The sequence below is a fragment of the Pantoea coffeiphila genome, assembly GCF_016909495.1.
Lineage (GTDB): Bacteria > Pseudomonadota > Gammaproteobacteria > Enterobacterales > Enterobacteriaceae > Erwinia > Erwinia coffeiphila.
The window spans coordinates 53,089-70,985 of sequence record NZ_JAFBFW010000005.1; the positions used below are offsets into that span (position 1 = coordinate 53,089).

The window sequence follows — 17,897 nt, forward strand, 5'->3', positions numbered from 1 at the left end:
GTTATAAAATTTAGTCAATATGTACGACGGCAACTTTTTGCTCTGAAGGCAAAATAATTAAATTTTCTCTCAAGGGCCGCGCCAGTACAGGCTGTAAGACGAATCTCACCGGCAGAATCTAAACTTCTTCAGGCGACGAAAATTCCATAATAATACCTTTCAGGATATAGAGTGTGCTGCACTAATATTGTGCAATAGTTTCGTTAATAAAAAATCAATGAACCATAACTGTGCAATATATGTTTTGGTTAACATTTGATGAACTATAACCGTGCAAATGTTCCGTTCTTTATTGTGCATTGCACTATTTTTGTGCGTTTTTCTCATCGCGTTAACCTGTGGGACTTTTATCCGATTCCGGTATGATTGTGTGATTCAGACCGGAAAGGACCCTACATGAAACAAATTCGATTATTAGCCCAGTACTACGTTGATTTAATGGTTAAGCTGGGGCTGGTGCGCTTCTCTTTGCTGTTGGCCTCCGCCCTGGTGGTACTGGCAATGATTGTCCAGATGGCCGTGACCATGGTGCTGCGTGGGCATGTGGAAAGCATCGACGTGGTGCGTTCGGTGTTTTTCGGCCTGCTGATTACGCCCTGGGCGGTGTATTTCCTTTCGGTCGTTGTTGAGCAGCTGGAAGAGTCACGTCAGCGACTGGCACGGCTGGTCGATAAACTTGAGGAGATGCGCAATCGCGACCTTGAGCTGAATCAGCAAATGAAGGAAAACATCACACAGCTCAATCAGGAAATTGCCGATCGTATTAAGGCGGAAGAAGCGCGTCTGCAGGTGATGACCCGGCTGAAAGAGGAAATGGCACGTCGTGAGCAGGCGCAAATCGAACTGGAGCAGCAGTCGACCTTTCTGCGCTCATTTCTGGATGCTTCGCCGGATCTGGTCTTCTATCGTAACGCCGATCAGCAGTTCTCCGGCTGTAATCGGGCTATGGAGCTGCTGACGGGGAAAAGCGAGAAGCAGCTTATCGGGTTAACGCCTAATGACGTCTATGACGACGATGCCGCGTTAAAAGTGCTCGAAACCGACGAGAAAGTCTTCCGCCATAACGTTTCTCTGACCTACGAGCAGTGGCTACAGTATCCCGACGGCCGTAAAGCCTGTTTTGAGATCCGCAAGGTTCCTTATTACGATCGCGTGGGGAAACGCAGCGGCCTGATGGGCTTCGGACGCGATATAACGGAGCGTAAGCGTTACCAGGACGCGTTAGAGAATGCCAGTAGGGAGAAGACGACCTTTATCTCTACGATCAGCCACGAGCTTCGTACGCCGCTTAACGGCATTGTCGGACTAAGTCGCATTCTGCTGGACACCCATCTAAACCAGGAACAGCTCAAATACCTTAAAACCATTCATGTCTCCGCCATCACTCTTGGCAATATCTTCAATGATGTGATTGAGATGGACAAAATCGAGCGCCGGAAGGTGCAGCTGGATAATCAGCCACTTGATTTCACCGGTCTGCTTGCCGATCTGGAAAACCTGTCCGGCCTGCTGGCTGAACCTAAAGGACTGAAATTTATTCTGCAGCCTGAGCTACCGCTGCCGCACAAAATTGTGGCGGACGGGACGCGGTTACGGCAGATCCTGTGGAATTTGATCGGTAACGCGGTGAAGTTCACCCAGCGTGGCGAGATAGTCGTCCGGGTAGGTTACCTTGACGAAGACCGCCTCTATTTTGAAGTGGAAGATTCCGGAATGGGCATCCCGCAGGATGAACAGGATAAAATCTTTGCCATGTACTATCAGGTTAAAGACCAGCGCGGTGGGAAACCGGCAACCGGCACGGGTATTGGTCTGGCGGTATCTCGTCGTCTGGCGCAGGCCATGGGCGGCGATATCAGCGTGCGTAGCGCACAGGGGCAGGGTTCATGCTTTACGCTGACGCTGAGTGCGCCTCGGGTTGCGGAAGAGGTTGAGGATGAACAACCTGAAGACGACCTTCCTCTGCCTGCGCTGCATGTGCTATTGGTGGAAGATATTGAGCTTAACGTGGTGGTGGCGAGGTCGGTGCTGGAGAAGCTGGGTAACAGCGTCGAGGTGGCGATGACCGGGCAGGAAGCGTTGGATATGTTCGATCCGGATGAATTCGATCTGGTTCTGCTGGACATCCAACTGCCGGATATGACCGGACTGGATGTGGCGCGTGGCATTCATCAGCGCCATGCAGGGAAACAGTTACCGCCTCTGGTGGCACTAACCGCCAACGTGCTGAAGGATAAACGGGAATATCTGGATGCGGGAATGGATGATGTGTTGAGCAAACCTCTTGCAGTGCCTGCTCTCACAGCGATGATTAAGAAGTACTGGAACTATCAAAGCGAGGAGCAGGCGGTGCCTGCGCAGGAGATCAATATGGATGAGAAAAAACTGGCACTGCTGGATGTGGTGATGCTGGAGCAGTATATCGAACTGGTTGGGCCGAAGTTGATTCATCAAAGTCTGGAAATGTTTGAGCAGATGATGCCTGGTTACCTGGATGTTCTGGATTCCAACATGATGGCCCGCGACCAGAAAGGCATTGCGGAGGAAGGGCATAAGATTAAAGGCGCAGCAGGTTCAGTTGGGCTGGTACATTTGCAGCAGATTGCTAAACAGATTCAAAGCCCTGAGCTACCCGCCTGGTGGGACAATGTACAGGAGTGGATTGATGAGCTTAAACAGGAATGGCGTAACGACGTGAATGTGTTGCGTGAATGGGTTAAGGCCTCTGAAAAAAAATGACCCCGACCTAGGCCGGGGTGCGCGAATACTGCGCCAACACCAGGGAAAATGGAAACCCACGCTATTCTGATATGAATCGTCGGGAGCGCAGGCCGGGTATTGGGTAAAACTCTCAGTCACTACCTTAGCAAATCTAACATCACATGTTACCAGATTCATTAAAATGTGTGATGTTGAGCAGTGTTTGTAAATAGAAGACATCAAATTACTTTCTCAGTCAAGCAGGTAATTCATTTTGCTTTTTTTATGATGGATTATTGTACGATTGTTGTATTTTATTCATGGAAGTTCTTGACGGGTTACGTTGTCGGATTGGATTGTCCCGGCCCCGCAGCTGAAATGCTATTTCAGCATTTTCAATGCGTTTAATGTGCTGTTTGTACTGCGTTTTTTGTGGTTTTTGCTGAATTCTTCCGAAACGTTTTGGTTTCTGCTAGCACAAACAGGCTTCAGGGCGTGATTCGGCGAAAAAATGCTGACACAGTTCAGCAAGATAAATCTCACGATTTAATAGAAAACCCTGCAAACAAGATGTTCTTTCGTTTCATTTATCGATGGTTTTCTATTTCGAGTTTTGTGATTTCGAAATGTACCCAGTGAAATTTATAAGCAATGCAAATCAATTTGAAAATGTTTTTTCGCCCTGAATAGTAGCCCCCTAAAATGTATTAAACTATGGCGCGTCATGGAACCGATTCCTGGGCAAGCAGCTCATGGTAGGGACCTGACCAAAATAATTAGCTTTGTCTGAAGATGATGATAATGGAGTCGACGAATGAGCCGTAACCGACGCCCGGGGTGGGTATGGATGAAAAAGGCCGTGCTGCGTTTGCTGATGGGGATTGTCGGTCTTTGGCTGGTCGGTATTGTGCTCTTCGCCTTTATCCCTGTGCCTTTCTCCGCGGTTATGATTGAAAGGCAGCTTGGTGCCTGGCTACAGGGTGATTTTAGCTATGTTGCCCATTCTGACTGGGTCGGGCGCGATGAAATATCTCCATGGATGGCACTGGCCGTTATTGCTTCTGAGGATCAAAAATTCCCCACGCACTGGGGTTTTGATGTCGATGCCATTCAGTCTGTGCTGGATAATAACGGCGAAAACTCTCGTATGCGCGGTGCTTCAACGTTGTCTCAGCAAACCGCTAAGAATTTGTTTCTTTGGGACGGACGTAGTTGGGTGAGAAAGGGACTGGAAGCCGGGCTGACAGTCGGTATTGAAACCGTGTGGACTAAACGGCGTATTCTTACCGTTTATCTTAATATCGCTGAGTTTGGTGACGGTGTGTTTGGTGTGGAAGAGGCGGCGCAGCGTTACTTTAATAAGCCCGCCAGCCGGTTAACCATGTCTGAAGCGGCGCTGCTGGCAGCTGTTTTGCCGAATCCAATACGTTTTAAAGCCGCAGCACCTTCAGGTTATGTTCGCCAGCGTCAGCAGTGGATCATGCGACAGATGCGTCAGTTGGGTGGTGAAACTTTTCTTTCCAGAAATCACCTCAATTAGCTGGAAATTATCACAACCCTGGCAACTACTCTTCGTCGAATCCGGCATCGAACAGTTCAATAACTGCCGCCAGCGCTTCCGCTTCCTGCGGTCCGCTGGCCTCAATTTCGATATGACCGCCCTTGGCGGAATCCAGCATCAGTAGCGCAATAACGCTGCTGGCTTCGGCCTCCGTACCACTTTCGTTTCTCAGCAGCACTTCAGCGTCAAAGCTCTGCACCAGTTCAAAAAGCTTCATTGCCGGACGAGCGTGCATGCCCAGCTTATTCCTGATTTCCACGGTTTGTTTAACGGTCATGATTTACGTTTTTCCAGCGTACGGTGACGGGACTGCACGTTTTTACCACGCGAACGGAAGTAGTCGGCTAATTGCTCAGCGATATATACCGAACGGTGTTTACCGCCGGTACAGCCAATCGCCACGGTCAGGTAGCTGCGATTGTTGGTTTCCAGCATCGGCAGCCACAGTTCAAGGTAGCTGCGCGTCTGATAGATAAAATTATGCACCTCGGTATGGCGGTCGAGGAAGGCCGCTACCGGGCGATCGAGACCGGTCATCGGACGCAGTTTAGGGTCCCAGTGCGGGTTTGGCAGAAAGCGGACATCGAAGACATAATCGGCATCAATTGGGATTCCGTGCTTAAAGCCGAATGACTCAAATACCATTGTCAGCTCGCGCTCGCGCTTGCCTAACAGCCGGGTCCTCAACATCTCGGCCAGCTCATGAACTGACATTTCCGAAGTGTCGATAATCAAATCAGCACGGGAACGCAGCGGCTCCAGCAGATCGCTTTCTTCATCAATAGCGCTCTCCAGCGACAGGTTTTTGCTGGAGAGGGGATGCAGGCGACGAGTGTCACTGTAGCGACGGATTAACGTGTTGCGATCGGCATCCAGGAACAGAAGCTGCGGCGAAAAGCAGTCGGGCAGATTGTTGAGTGCGGTTTCGAAAACTTCGGGGGATTCCGGCATATTACGAACGTCAATACTGACCGCCGCAGACATATTGCGTTCAGAGAGCGAATTAGCAAGATCGGGAAGCAGCACCACGGGGAGGTTGTCCACGCAGTAGAATCCCATATCCTCCAGCGCACGTAACGCCACGGATTTACCTGAACCGGAACGACCGCTGACGATCATCAGCACCATTAACTCTTCCCCCAATTTAACCTGTTACCACGGATATCGTGGTGAATATACAACGGCTGGCTTAATCGTGATCTTCCGTGATGATCTCGTACAGCTCTTCATCGCTCTGGGCCGCGCGCAGACGTCGGCAAACGGTTTTATCTGCCAGACGTTTGGCTACCAGTGAAAGCGTATGCAGGTGAGTTTTACATTGGTCTGCCGGGACCAACAGGGCGAACAACAGATCCACTGGCTGATTATCAATGGCGTCAAAGGCAATCGGCTGATCCAGGTGGATAAATACACCAACCGCCCGCAGCGTATCTTCGAGTAATTTACCGTGCGGGATGGCGATCCCGTTACCGATACCCGTACTGCCCATTCTTTCGCGCGTCAGAATTGCTTCGAAAATAGTCTGATGCGGAAGGTTTAGCTGTTTGGCCGCCAGTTCGCTGATAATTTCCAGCGCCCGTTTTTTACTCTGGCAATGTACACCATTACGGGTGCAGGACAGGTTCAGGACCGAGCCCAGTTCCAGTTTTAGATCGTTGTTCATCATAGTTTCACTTACGTGTTCACATCCGCATGGCGATTAACTCAGGCCGTTTTAATGGCCGTCGTTGACCCCCTGATTGATTAGCGGCTCGTACCCTTGTAAAGATACGAGCCGCCGCTGACTTTAGCTTAACCCGATGTGGGATGCTGCAGAGACAATCAGCGCATGGTGAAATTTAGTGTTGTTTAAGCTTATCTTTGTGTTTATTTAACTGGCGAGCCAGCTTATCTACCAGGCCGTCAATCGCCGCGTACATATCTTTTTCTTCTGCGGTTGCATGCAACTCCCCGCCGTTCACATGCAGCGTCGCATCTGCAATTTGAGTCACTTTTTCCACCTTCAAAACAATATAGACCTGATTAATCCGGTCAAAATATTGTTCAAGTTTACCGAATTTCGCTGTCACAAATTCGCGCAGGGATTCGGTAATTTCAACGTTTAGTCCAGTGATATTGAGTTGCATGATGTCTTCCTTCTCAGTTCTTTCAGACCAGCTGTTTGCGCTGGTTTGATGGCGGGATGGATAAAGACTCTCGATATTTTGCCACAGTACGGCGCGCGACCATAATCCCCTGCTCAGAAAGCAGAGAGGTCAGCTTGCTATCGCTCAGCGGCTTGGCGGGATTTTCCGCCGAAATTAATTTCTTAACCAATGCACGAATAGCAGTAGAAGAGGCTTCACCCCCGCCTTCAGTGCTCACGTGGCTGGAGAAAAAGTACTTCAGTTCAAATATACCGCGTGGACTGTGCAGATACTTCTGCGTTGTTACGCGCGATATAGTTGATTCATGCATATCGACTGCGCTGGCTATGTCTGCCAGTACCATCGGCCGCATATATTCCTCGCCCTGTTCAAAAAATGCCTGCTGTTGATCGACAATACAGCGGGTCACTTTTAGCAGCGTGTCGTTGCGGCTCTCAAGGCTTTTAATCAGCCATTTTGCTTCCTGCAAATTACTACGGATAAATTGTGAATCACTGTCGTTACGGGTTGAACCGCCCAGTGCAGCATAGTGCTGATTGATCTTTAAACGCGGAACGCTGTCGGCGTTAAGTTCAACCGTCCAGCGCGCACCGACTTTGCGTACCAGCACGTCAGGAATGACATATTCAGGTTCCTGCGTATTGATCGACTGTCCGGGACGCGGGTCGAGTGACTGAATCAGCTGTACGGCACCCTTGAGAACGTCTTCTTTTAACTTTGTCAGACGCATCAGGCTGCGGAAATCATGATTGGCTAACAGATCGAGGTGATCGCTGACGATCAGCCGCGCTTCTTTCAGCAGGGGGGAATCGTCAGGGAACTGAGAAAGCTGGACCAGCAGGCAGTCGCGCAGATCGCGGGCACATACACCCACCGGATCGAATCGCTGTACGCGCTTCAGCACCGCTTCAACTTCATCCAGGCTGAGATCTTCATTCCCCATACTCTCGAGAATATCGTCCAGCGAGGTGGTCAGATAACCGGTTTCATCCACGGCATCGACGATTGAGGTGGCGATCGCCCGATCGGTGTCGGTAAAAGGCGTTAACTCTACCTGCCACATCAGATAATCCTGAAGTGACTGGGTGGTTTCCCCCTGATAAACCGGCAGTTCGTCGTCGTGGTAGTCAGTGCCGGTACCGGAAGGGGTACCCGCGGTATAAATTTCATCCCAGGTAGCATCCAGCGGCAGCTCTTCAGGCATATCCTTCTGTTCAAGCGCTTCTCGTGTGTCCAGCGCTTCGGTTTCCTGATATTCGCGAGAGTCGATTTCCTCGTGAACATCGCTCTGCTCGAGCAACGGGTTGCTTTCCAGCGCCAGCTGAATTTCCTGCTGTAGTTCAAGCGTAGAGAGTTGCAGCAGCCGAATGGCCTGCTGTAACTGTGGCGTCATGGCAAGCTGTTGGCTCAGCCTGAGTTGTAAACCTTGCTTCATATTCAGGATAATAATTCCCTAAAAAACAAACCTTATGGCCACCTTATCAGAGTCTGAACTCTTCGCCCAGGTAGACGCGTTTCACCTGCTCGTCGGCAAGGATTTCTTCAGGCGTACCGTGTGCGATAAGGTGCCCCTGGCTGACGATATAAGCGCGTTCGCAGACCGCCAGCGTTTCACGAACGTTGTGGTCGGTAATCAGCACGCCAAGTCCGCTATCACGAAGATGCTCGATAATCTTTTTAATATCAATAACGGAAATAGGGTCAACACCGGCAAAAGGTTCATCCAGCAGGATAAATTTGGGATTTGCAGCCAGCGCGCGGGCAATTTCAACCCTGCGACGTTCACCGCCGGAAAGCGCCTGGCCCAGGCTGTCGCGCAGATGTTCGATGTGGAACTCGGCCATCAGCTCATTGGCACGATCTTCGCGCTGTTCGCTGGTCAGATCTTCACGAATTTGCAGGACCGCCATCAAATTATCGTAAACGCTCAGACGGCGGAAAATGGAGGCTTCCTGAGGGAGATAACCAATCCCCCGGCGCGCGCGCGCGTGCAGGGGCAGGATACTAATATCTTCATCATCAATCACGATACGGCCTGCATCGCGCGGAACGATACCCACTACCATATAAAAGGTGGTGGTTTTGCCGGCCCCGTTTGGTCCCAGTAGTCCGACAATCTCACCGGATTTCACTTCCAGACTGACGTCTTCAACCACGCGGCGGCCTTTGTAGGCCTTCGCCAGATTTTCCGCAATTAACGTTGCCATGTTAGTTAGTTACTCTTCTTCTGACCGTTAGACGGTGTGCTTTTATCCTGCAGCTGTGACGGTACAAGTACGGTCGTCACGCGTTTGCCGGTGCTGCCGTAAGCCTGCATTTTCTGCTCTTTGACCAGATAGGTAATGCGATCGCCTTTGACATTGCTGTCCAGCTGCTCCAGATAGGCATTACCCGTCAACTCAACAAAATCTTTGGCCAGTTCATAGTGCATTTTCTGCGCGTGTCCCTGAACCGGTTTGCCGTTGTCCTGCATCTGATAGAAGGTTGCGGGATTGCCATAGGCATCCACGATGGTTTTATTGCTGTCGCCACCGGGACGAGTCACCACCACTTTATCGGCGGTGATCTTGATCGACCCCTGGGTGACGATCACTTTACCGGTAAACGTAGCCACGTTCCCCTGCATGTCCAGTGCCTGATTTTCCGAGTCGACATTGACCGGTTTGTCAGAATCCCCGGTCAAGGCCAAAGCCGGAACGCTGGCAGCGAGGAGCAGAGATGCCGTCAGGAACTTAAGGCTGTTTTTCATTTTGAATTTCATAAGATGTTTTGACCTTTTCAATCAACTCGGCAGTTTTCTTCCGTAAATTTCCGCGCATCTTCATTCCCGTGGAGTTAAAGCTGCGGCCATAAAGCGTAACTTGATCGTTAGAGGTGACATCCTGAGTCGTCAGGTTCACCAGCGCATTGTCGGTTGTAATTTTCTCCAACTGCGCATCTTTCGTCAGGCTTTTTACGACTACATTGCCGTACAGAAACAGCATACGATCGTTAGTCAGTTTGGCTTTATCGGCGCTTACTGACCAGGTAGCCACTTTGTTTTCATCGTAAGTCGTCATCTTCGGGTTGTCGAACCAGCTAACGGCGTCTGTTGAAAAGTAAGTCACCTTGTCTGAAATCAGTCTGTAGCTCAGCCCACCCTCGGGGTTGTAAACGACGGTATGTGAATTATCACTCAGATAGGTGGGTTCGCTATCGTTGTTGCTGACTGCACCGTCACCATTATCAGAATCCGCCAGATTCCAGCCTATCAATATGATGGCAATCAACGTCAGTAAAAGTGTAATCCAGCGTCTTGTTTTACTCATACAGACTGCCCTATGGCCTTATCAAACGTACCCTGAGAAATTAAGATCAGGTCACAAAGTTCCCGAACGGCTCCGCGTCCCCCGGCAATTCGGGTCACGTAGTCAGCTTTAGGCAGCAGTACCGGATGCGCATCGGCGACGGCCACGCTCAGGCCAACCTGGGCCATAACCGGCCAGTCAATCAGGTCATCACCAATGTAGGCAACCTGGCTGGCATTCAGCGCTAGTTTATCCAGAAGTTCGCGGAAGGCCAAAGTCTTATCAGACTGCCCCTGGTAAAGATGGGTAATACCCAGCGTGGTACAGCGATCTTCCAGCAGTTTTGCTTTGCGACCGGTAATAATCGCCACCTCCACATCCGAGGTCAGCAGGCAACGGATGCCGTAGCCGTCTCGAACATTAAATGCTTTCAGCTCTTCACCGTTGTTACCCTGATAGATCACGCCATCAGACATCACCCCATCCACATCACAGATCAGCAATTTAATTTGCTGTGCCTGCGCCATGACCTGCTGACTTATCGGGCCATAACAGGTGTCAACGGTGGCTGCTGGATTACTCATTCTCGTTTTATTCCTTATCAAACAACGCCGGCACGCAGCATATCGTGCATATGTACCACGCCCAACAGATGGTCGCCGTCGGCCACCATCACGGAAGTAATGTTCTTGTTCTGCATCAGATTCAACGCATCCACCGCCAGCGTATTGGGCCGGACGCGAATGCCACCAAGGGTCATCACGCTGGCAATACTGGCGTGCTGTATATCGATGCCCATATCAAACACGCGACGCAAGTCACCATCAGTAAAGATACCTTCGATTTTCATCAGATCGTTACAAATGACCGTCATACCCATATTTTTGCGGGTAATTTCCAACAGCGCATCGCGCAGTGATGCATCGCTACTGATATGCGGCATTTCGTCACCAGAATGCATAATATCATCAACCCGCAGCAGCAACTTACGCCCCAACGCTCCACCAGGATGCGACAGTGCGAAGTCTTCTGCGGTAAAGCCGCGAGCTTTAAGCAAAGCAACCGCTAAGGCGTCACCCATTACCAGTGTAGCCGTCGTGCTGGTTGTTGGTGCAAGGCCCAGCGGACAGGCTTCCTGCGGCACTTTAACACACAGATGAATATCGGCAGCACGCCCCATTGCGCTATCGGGGCGGCTGGTCATGCAAATCAGGGAAACATGCAGGCGTTTCAGCACCGGTATCAGGGCCAATATTTCGGAGGATTCTCCAGAATTAGAGATGGCGATAACCACATCATTGGGACTGACCATCCCCAGATCGCCATGGCTGGCTTCACCCGGATGGACAAAAAAAGCGGGTGTCCCGGTGCTGGCAAAGGTGGCGGCGATTTTTTTGCCGATGTGCCCGGATTTGCCCATCCCCATGACGACCACTTTGCCACGGCAGCGTGAAATCAGCGCACAGGCCTGGTTAAAATCACCGTTAATGTACTGATCGAGCTGCTCCAGTCCCTCTCGCTCGATCTGTAAAACCTCTTTTCCGGCCGTTATAAAGTCAAAATCAGAATCGGTAATGATATGCGCCATAACTCTTCAGTCCTTTTACCAGAAAGTCACTGAGGGGAAACCGTACAGCATGACCACCCAGAGGATAAATCCGCACAGCAGCAACGCACCGGCTATCCGACCAATCCGGCGGTTGCGTTGCAAACAGATCAGCGTAAACAGGGCGCTGACGCCCAGCATGACCCAGTAATCTCGGGCAAATGCGCTGGCATCAAAGCTGCCGGGATGAATCAGTGCCGGGATGCCCAGGACAATCACCATATTATAAATGTTAGACCCAATCAGGTTACCGATGGCGATATCATCTTCGCCTTTCAACGCGCCGGCGATCACCGTGGCCAGCTCCGGCAGACTGGTGCCAACTGAAATGATCGTCAGTGCAATAACCAGCTCGCTGATGCCGAAATAGTCGGCAATCACCGTGGCATTATCAATCACCATACGGGTTGAAACCGGCAGTAATATCAGCGCAACGGCCAGCCACAGGAAAGCTACCGTGTTGCCGACATCATCACGCGGTAGCTCGGCCAGCTGCTCGCGGGTCAGGGTGTCATTATTCTCACGCTCTGCACGGCGGGCGATCTTGATTGTGCACAGTAGCCAGCACGCGGCGATGGCAATCAGCCCCAGCCCGTCATTCCGGCTGAGGTGATTATCAAAGAGTATGATGCCGCACAGCAGAGTCACCAGCAGCATCAGTGGCAGCTCGCGGCGTATCAGGTTGGAATGTACGGTGAGTGGATGCAGCAGTGCTGCACCGCCGAGAATGAGCAGAATATTGGTAATATTGGAACCGATTGCTGTCCCAACGGCGATATCCATCTGTCCGTGCGTTGCCGCTGAAAACGAAACAATCAGTTCCGGCAGGGAGGTGCCAATGCCTACCACGGTCATCCCGATGATCAGCGGCGGGATACCCAGCGATCGGCATAAAATAGCGGCGCTAAACACCAGACGATCGGCCCCATAAACCAGTAAGGCTAAACCGATAATCAATAGTGCTATAGCTACGAGCATGAAATGTCCTTTTATCGGATATAATCGTCGGTTGCTGCATGTGACGAAGCGTTTCTGGTTACGTGTTTTTAATGCCCGTGATTTTGACGGTCTAAAGCTAAAAAGTAAAACTTATGCCAGCTTTCGCGAAGTGATTGCGGTAAGTTTCTGTAAAAGTGTCCAGTCCGGCGGTTAATGCGTTACCATCGGAAGTATATTTAACGCCTGAATTGAGGATCGAGGTAACTATGGGCCAGACGGAAACGAATTTGGTAGATGTCCGGGATGTCTGTTTCTCCCGTGGCAGCAGGCCTATTTTCGATAACATCTCGCTTACGGTGCCCAAAGGGAAAATTACCGCCATTATGGGACCCTCTGGCATTGGTAAAACAACGCTACTGCGTTTGATCGGCGGACAGATACCGCCCGACAGTGGTGAAATCTGGTTCAACGGTGAAAATATCCCTACACTTTCACGTTCCCGTTTGTATGCCGCCCGCAAAAAAATGAGCATGCTGTTCCAGTCCGGTGCATTGTTTACCGACCTGAGCGTTTTCGATAACGTTGCCTGGCCGCTGCGCGAGCACACTCAGCTGCCTGCGGCGTTGCTGCACAGCACGGTGATGATGAAGCTGGAAGCGGTGGGGCTGCGGGGTGCGGCAAATCTTAAGCCTTCCGAGCTGTCCGGTGGTATGGCGCGCCGTGCTGCGCTGGCACGCGCCATTGCGCTTGAACCCGATCTGATTATGTTTGATGAGCCATTTGTTGGTCAGGACCCTATCACGATGGGCGTGCTGGTAAAGCTTATCGACGAACTAAATCATTCGCTGGGTGTCACTTGCATTGTGGTTTCCCACGATGTGCCTGAAGTACTGAGTATTGCTGATTACGCGTATATCATTGCCGACCAGAAAGTGATCGCTCAGGGTACGGCACCTGAGCTGAGAGAGAATAATGATGCTCGCGTGCGTCAGTTTATTGATGGCATTGCTGATGGGCCGGTGCCGTTTCGTTTCCCGGCGGGAGATTATCTTCACGATTTAGTCGGCTCAGGGAGTTAACATACTGATGTTTCTACGAGCGCTGGCGTCATTAGGACGTCAGGGAATTAATACCTGTGCCGCCTTTGGCCGTGCCGGATTGATGCTTTTCCATGCACTTATCGGCGTTCCCAGTTTTCGCAAGCATGCGCCGCTGTTGGTAAAGCAGCTTTATAGCGTTGGCGTATTATCGCTACTGATTATCGTGGTTTCCGGCTTGTTCATTGGTATGGTGCTGGGTCTGCAAGGCTATCTGGTGCTGAATACCTATGGTGCCGAAACCAGCCTCGGGATGCTGGTGGCGCTCTCGCTGCTGCGCGAACTGGGGCCGGTGGTCACCGCGTTGCTGTTTGCCGGACGGGCCGGTTCAGCGCTGACCGCTGAGATTGGCCTGATGAAAGCCACGGAACAGCTCTCCAGCATGGAAATGATGGCGGTCGATCCGCTGCGGCGTATTGTCTCACCGCGTTTTTGGGCTGGGGCGATCAGTATGCCTCTGCTGACGCTGATTTTTGTCGCCGTGGGGATACTCGGCGGTGCGATGGTTGGCGTGAGCTGGAAAGGGATCGACAGTGGCTTCTTCTGGTCAGCGATGCAGAATGCGGTCGACGTGCGTACTGATATTATCAACTGCGTGATTAAGAGCCTCGTGTTTGCCATTACCGTGACCTGGATTGCGCTGTTTAACGGCTACGACGCCATTCCGACGTCTGAAGGGATTAGTCGGGCAACAACGCGTACTGTGGTACATGCCTCTCTGGCAGTACTCGGTCTGGATTTTGTGCTTACGGCACTGATGTTTGGGAATTGATTCGATGCAAACGAAAAAAAGCGAAATTTGGGTAGGTGCCTTCTTATTGTTAGCGCTTTGCGCGATCGTTTTTCTGTGTCTGCGCGTTGCCGATCTGAAGTCTCTCGGTAATGAACCGACCTGGAAACTCTATGCTACCTTTGACAATATCGGCGGCTTAAAATCAGGATCGCCGGTAAAAGTGGGTGGCGTTGTGATTGGCCGCGTAACGGATATCACGCTTGACCCGAAAAATTACTCACCGCGGGTCACTATGGATATTGATGAAAAGTATAACAATATCCCGGATACCAGCTCACTGGCGGTACGTACATCAGGCCTGTTGGGCGAACAGTTTCTGGCGATGAATATCGGTTTCGATGACCCGGAAATGGGTACCGCGACGCTGAAAGATGGCAGCACGCTGCAGGACACCAAGTCGGCAATGGTGCTGGAAGATCTGATCGGCCAGTTCCTCTACAAAAGCGGAAATGGCAACGATAAGAGCGCAGACAAAGCAGATGACAACGGTGCTTCTGAGCAACCGGCTGTGGCTAACACTCCAGGAGAGGATAAGTAATGTTTAAACGTTTACTGATGGTGGCAATGCTGATCGTTGCCCCGATTGCGGCTAACGCGGCGGCTGATAAAACTAACCCTTATTCGATGATGAATGAAGCGGCAGCAAAAACCTTCGATCGTTTGAAGAATGAGCAACCTAAGATCAAGCAGGACCCGAACTATCTGCGTCAGGTTGTTAAAGAAGAACTGCTGCCGTACGTGCAAATAAAATATGCCGGTGCGTTGGTGCTGGGCCGCTATTACAAAGAGGCCACTCCGGCACAGCGAGAAGCCTATTTTAGCGCTTTTGGTGACTATCTGGCACAGGCCTACGGTCAGGCTCTGGCGCTTTACAACGGTCAGACATACCAGATAGCTCCCGAGCAGCCGCTGGGGAATGCCGATATCATTGCTATCCGCGTTACCATCATTGATAAAAATGGCCGCCCTCCGGTACGTCTGGATTTCCAGTGGCGTAAAAACAGCCGCACTGGCGAATGGCAGGCGTATGACATGATTGCCGAGGGGGTCAGTATGATCACTACCAAACAAAACGAATGGAGTGACATACTGCGACAGAAAGGCATTGATGGTTTGACCGAGCGGCTGAAATCCTATGCGCAACAGCCAATCACGCTGGACAAACAGCAGTGAGCGACATGACGGCAGATTTGCTGAGTTGGACAGTCGACTCCGGCCTGCTCCGTCTTAGCGGTGAGCTTGAGCGCGAAACCCTGCTGCCGCTATGGCAGCAGCGGGATCAATTAATGCAGCAGGCTGAGGTTATTGATGTCTCCAGCCTGGATCGCGTTGATTCTGCGGGGCTGGCATTACTGGTGCATCTGCGGCAAATCGCGTTACAAAATGGTAAAACACCTCATTTCACCGGTATCCCCGATAAGCTCCGTTCTCTGATTACCCTGTATAATCTTCAGGAAATTATTGCCGATAATCGTTGATCCAGGATACGGCGGCTCAGGCCGCCGTGCTCTTGCGGAACATATTGAGTTCGTTGATCTTTGCTTTCCTTTTCGTTCCCCTCGATCCTCCAGGCCTGAGCGACGTATAGCGTTATTCATTCTCATTTAGCCTTTTTCTGACGATCCTGGCATTTATTGCTTGTTTAAGAGTAAGGCAGATTCCACTAATATGTGTGCCTGTTTATTATCAGGTGAATTTGAAAGCATCATGGAAAATAGTGAAATTCAGTCCGTGCTTATGAGCGCGTTACCGCTGCAGGAAGTCCACGTCACTGGCGATGGCAGCCATTTTCAGGTGATTGCCGTAGGTGAATTATTCGGTGAACTGAGCCGCGTGAAGAAGCAGCAGACGGTCTATGCACCCCTGATGGCCTACATTGCGGACAACCGTATTCACGCCGTTTCAATCAAGACTTACACTCCTGAAGAGTGGGCGCGTGACCGTAAGTTAAACGGTTTCTAAGCGGCAGCTGTCCACCACGCAATAATATGCGGGCGGGCTGAGCCGCAGATTTTTGGTCTGACAACAGAGAGCAGTTGCAATGGATAAATTTCGTGTGCAGGGTCCAACCCGGCTGAGTGGTGAAGTCACAATTTCCGGGGCTAAAAATGCTGCCCTGCCGATCCTGTTCGCTGCTTTGCTGGCTGAAGAACCGGTAGAGATTCAGAATGTCCCGAAACTGAAGGACATCGATACTACCATGAAGCTGCTGGGCCAACTGGGTGTAAAGGCCGAGCGTAACGGCTCGGTGCATATGGATGCCAGTAAGGTTGATGTTTACTGTGCCCCATACGATCTGGTGAAAACCATGCGAGCCTCTATCTGGGCGCTTGGCCCGCTGGTGGCGCGTTTTGGCCAGGGTCAGGTATCGCTTCCCGGCGGCTGCGCTATTGGCGCGCGTCCGGTCGATCTGCATATTACCGGCCTGGAACAGCTGGGTGCTGAGATCAAGCTGGAAGAGGGCTACGTTAAGGCCTCGGTTGATGGCCGCCTGAAGGGCGCGCATATCGTCATGGATAAGGTCAGCGTGGGCGCTACGGTAACCATCATGAGTGCCGCTACGCTGGCAACCGGCACAACGATTATCGAAAACGCCGCGCGCGAGCCGGAAATCGTTGATACCGCCAACTTCCTGAATACGCTGGGTGCAAAAATTACCGGCGCGGGCAGCGATCGCATTACCATCGAGGGCGTTGAGCGCCTGGGCGGCGGAGTATATCGCGTGCTTCCCGATCGTATCGAAACCGGTACGTTCCTCGTGGCGGCTGCGATTTCCGGTGGTGCAGTGGTCTGCCGTGCGGCTCAGCCCGACACGCTGGATGCCGTATTGGCCAAACTGCGTGAGGCGGGGGCTGACATTGAAGTGGGCGAGGACTGGATAAGCCTTGATATGCACGGCAAGCGCCCGAAAGCCGTGAACGTGCGCACCGCGCCGCATCCAGGATTCCCGACGGATATGCAGGCACAGTTCAGCCTGCTGAATCTGGTAGCAGAAGGAACTGGGGTGATCACTGAGACCATTTTCGAAAACCGCTTTATGCACGTACCGGAGCTGGTACGCATGGGCGCGCACGGTGAAATTGAAAGCAACACGCTGATTTGCCACGGTGTAGAAAAGCTATCGGGTGCCCAGGTAATGGCGACCGATCTTCGCGCATCAGCCAGCCTGGTTCTGGCTGGCTGTATTGCGGAAGGTACAACGATCGTCGATCGTATTTATCATATCGATCGTGGCTATGAGCATATCGAAGACAAGCTGATGGCTCTGGGTGCCAATATCCAGCGGGTCAGCGGTGACGAATAAACGTTGCCTGTAGTCTTTTAGCAAGGGCCGGTCTTCAATACCGGCCCTTTTTATTTTCTGATCAGTTTTTTACGATCGATCAACTGCTTTGTCTTAGGATCGTAATAGCGGCTGGGCCAGATCTCTGCCGGATGTATCTCCAGGGCGTCAGCAATCAGCCATTCCCCCTTCGGCCACGGCCGGCATAGCGTATTAGCCAGCGTTGATGAGCTTAAACCTGCGCGGCGCGACTGTTCGGCGAGAGTGGTGCCTCTTTTACGCAGGGCGGCAATGATATCGGCAGGATGCCAGTCTTGAGAATTATAGGCCACGTGCTCTTTCTCCTTGTGCACTTGTGGAAACAACAGGAAATAATCTGCACAGGGAAAGTCTTTTCCTGCGCATCCGTATTTACCGTATTAACCCTGACGATAGTAACGGAATTTATAAGAGCTTTATATCAACTTGTTTCCTTTAATTTCCA

21 protein-coding genes are annotated in these 17,897 nt (G+C 51.4%); 9 read left to right on the top strand and 12 right to left on the bottom strand.

Features of this window, described 5'->3' with window-relative positions; genetic code table 11:
* Positions 1–396 precede the first annotated feature (396 nt).
* On the top strand, positions 397–2,739 hold the full coding sequence (gene arcB, locus JOE09_RS16585) for an aerobic respiration two-component sensor histidine kinase ArcB (protein ID WP_200546536.1): 2,343 nt from the start codon (positions 397–399) through the stop codon (positions 2,737–2,739).
* 808 nt (positions 2,740–3,547) lie between these two features.
* Complete coding sequence (mtgA, locus tag JOE09_RS16590; protein ID WP_420830664.1) at positions 3,548–4,240, top strand: monofunctional biosynthetic peptidoglycan transglycosylase; 693 nt, start codon at positions 3,548–3,550, stop codon at positions 4,238–4,240.
* Positions 4,241–4,265: 25 nt separating this feature from the next.
* Here the strand turns inward: mtgA and npr are convergent, their stop codons facing one another.
* The 11 genes from npr to JOE09_RS16645 form a co-directional block, all read right to left on the bottom strand.
* On the bottom strand, positions 4,266–4,538 hold the full coding sequence (gene npr / locus JOE09_RS16595) for a PTS phosphocarrier protein NPr (RefSeq protein WP_105592915.1): 273 nt from the start codon (positions 4,536–4,538) through the stop codon (positions 4,266–4,268).
* On the bottom strand, positions 4,535–5,389 hold the full coding sequence (gene rapZ / locus JOE09_RS16600) for an RNase adapter RapZ (protein WP_105592916.1): 855 nt from the start codon (positions 5,387–5,389) through the stop codon (positions 4,535–4,537). Before rapZ ends, npr begins: the two co-directional genes overlap by 4 nt.
* Before the next feature lie 61 nt (positions 5,390–5,450).
* Positions 5,451–5,927, bottom strand: coding sequence for a PTS IIA-like nitrogen regulatory protein PtsN (ptsN, locus tag JOE09_RS16605; protein ID WP_105592917.1), 477 nt, complete (start codon positions 5,925–5,927; stop codon positions 5,451–5,453).
* Between the two features lie 172 nt (positions 5,928–6,099).
* The gene (gene hpf, locus JOE09_RS16610) at positions 6,100–6,387 is read right to left on the bottom strand and encodes a ribosome hibernation promoting factor (RefSeq protein ID WP_200546538.1); all 288 of its coding nucleotides are present in this window, start codon (positions 6,385–6,387) and stop codon (positions 6,100–6,102) included.
* Between the two features lie 22 nt (positions 6,388–6,409).
* Complete coding sequence (gene rpoN, locus JOE09_RS16615; RefSeq protein WP_205066540.1) at positions 6,410–7,843, bottom strand: RNA polymerase factor sigma-54; 1,434 nt, start codon at positions 7,841–7,843, stop codon at positions 6,410–6,412.
* Between the two features lie 46 nt (positions 7,844–7,889).
* A complete protein-coding gene (lptB, locus tag JOE09_RS16620) occupies positions 7,890–8,615 on the bottom strand; it encodes an LPS export ABC transporter ATP-binding protein (protein ID WP_200546540.1) in 726 nt (241 codons plus the stop codon).
* Positions 8,616–8,620: 5 nt separating this feature from the next.
* The gene (gene lptA / locus JOE09_RS16625) at positions 8,621–9,169 is read right to left on the bottom strand and encodes a lipopolysaccharide ABC transporter substrate-binding protein LptA (protein WP_105592921.1); all 549 of its coding nucleotides are present in this window, start codon (positions 9,167–9,169) and stop codon (positions 8,621–8,623) included.
* Positions 9,141–9,716, bottom strand: a complete 576-nt coding sequence (gene lptC, locus JOE09_RS16630; protein WP_105592922.1) for an LPS export ABC transporter periplasmic protein LptC — start codon at positions 9,714–9,716, stop codon at positions 9,141–9,143. The genes lptA and lptC overlap by 29 nt, the downstream gene beginning before the upstream one ends.
* Positions 9,713–10,279, bottom strand: a complete 567-nt coding sequence (kdsC, locus tag JOE09_RS16635; RefSeq protein WP_205066541.1) for a 3-deoxy-manno-octulosonate-8-phosphatase KdsC — start codon at positions 10,277–10,279, stop codon at positions 9,713–9,715. Before kdsC ends, lptC begins: the two co-directional genes overlap by 4 nt.
* A gap of 17 nt (positions 10,280–10,296) precedes the next feature.
* The gene (gene kdsD, locus JOE09_RS16640; protein WP_205066542.1) at positions 10,297–11,283 is read right to left on the bottom strand and encodes an arabinose-5-phosphate isomerase KdsD; all 987 of its coding nucleotides are present in this window, start codon (positions 11,281–11,283) and stop codon (positions 10,297–10,299) included.
* Positions 11,284–11,298: 15 nt separating this feature from the next.
* On the bottom strand, positions 11,299–12,279 hold the full coding sequence (locus tag JOE09_RS16645; RefSeq protein ID WP_105592925.1) for a calcium/sodium antiporter: 981 nt from the start codon (positions 12,277–12,279) through the stop codon (positions 11,299–11,301).
* A gap of 227 nt (positions 12,280–12,506) precedes the next feature.
* On the opposite strand from JOE09_RS16645, the gene mlaF reads away from it, so the two are divergent.
* The 7 genes from mlaF to murA all read left to right on the top strand — a co-directional run bounded on the left by mlaF (position 12,507) and on the right by murA (position 17,434).
* A complete protein-coding gene (gene mlaF / locus JOE09_RS16650; RefSeq protein ID WP_205066543.1) occupies positions 12,507–13,319 on the top strand; it encodes a phospholipid ABC transporter ATP-binding protein MlaF in 813 nt (270 codons plus the stop codon).
* Between the two features lie 7 nt (positions 13,320–13,326).
* Positions 13,327–14,109: a lipid asymmetry maintenance ABC transporter permease subunit MlaE gene (gene mlaE, locus JOE09_RS16655; protein ID WP_105592927.1), complete on the top strand. Its 783-nt coding sequence runs from the start codon at positions 13,327–13,329 to the stop codon at positions 14,107–14,109.
* 4 nt (positions 14,110–14,113) lie between these two features.
* Complete coding sequence (mlaD, locus tag JOE09_RS16660; protein WP_200546544.1) at positions 14,114–14,668, top strand: outer membrane lipid asymmetry maintenance protein MlaD; 555 nt, start codon at positions 14,114–14,116, stop codon at positions 14,666–14,668.
* Positions 14,668–15,303, top strand: coding sequence for a phospholipid-binding protein MlaC (gene mlaC, locus JOE09_RS16665; protein WP_105592928.1), 636 nt, complete (start codon positions 14,668–14,670; stop codon positions 15,301–15,303). Before mlaD ends, mlaC begins: the two co-directional genes overlap by 1 nt.
* Positions 15,304–15,308: 5 nt before the next feature.
* A complete protein-coding gene (mlaB, locus tag JOE09_RS16670) occupies positions 15,309–15,608 on the top strand; it encodes a lipid asymmetry maintenance protein MlaB (protein WP_205066544.1) in 300 nt (99 codons plus the stop codon).
* 229 nt (positions 15,609–15,837) lie between these two features.
* A complete protein-coding gene (gene ibaG / locus JOE09_RS16675) occupies positions 15,838–16,092 on the top strand; it encodes a BolA family iron metabolism protein IbaG (protein ID WP_105593107.1) in 255 nt (84 codons plus the stop codon).
* 79 nt (positions 16,093–16,171) lie between these two features.
* Complete coding sequence (gene murA, locus JOE09_RS16680) at positions 16,172–17,434, top strand: UDP-N-acetylglucosamine 1-carboxyvinyltransferase (protein WP_200546546.1); 1,263 nt, start codon at positions 16,172–16,174, stop codon at positions 17,432–17,434.
* Positions 17,435–17,484: 50 nt separating this feature from the next.
* On the opposite strand, the gene JOE09_RS16685 is transcribed toward murA, so the two are convergent.
* The gene (locus tag JOE09_RS16685) at positions 17,485–17,745 is read right to left on the bottom strand and encodes a helix-turn-helix domain-containing protein (protein ID WP_105592931.1); all 261 of its coding nucleotides are present in this window, start codon (positions 17,743–17,745) and stop codon (positions 17,485–17,487) included.
* Positions 17,746–17,897: the final 152 nt, after the last annotated feature.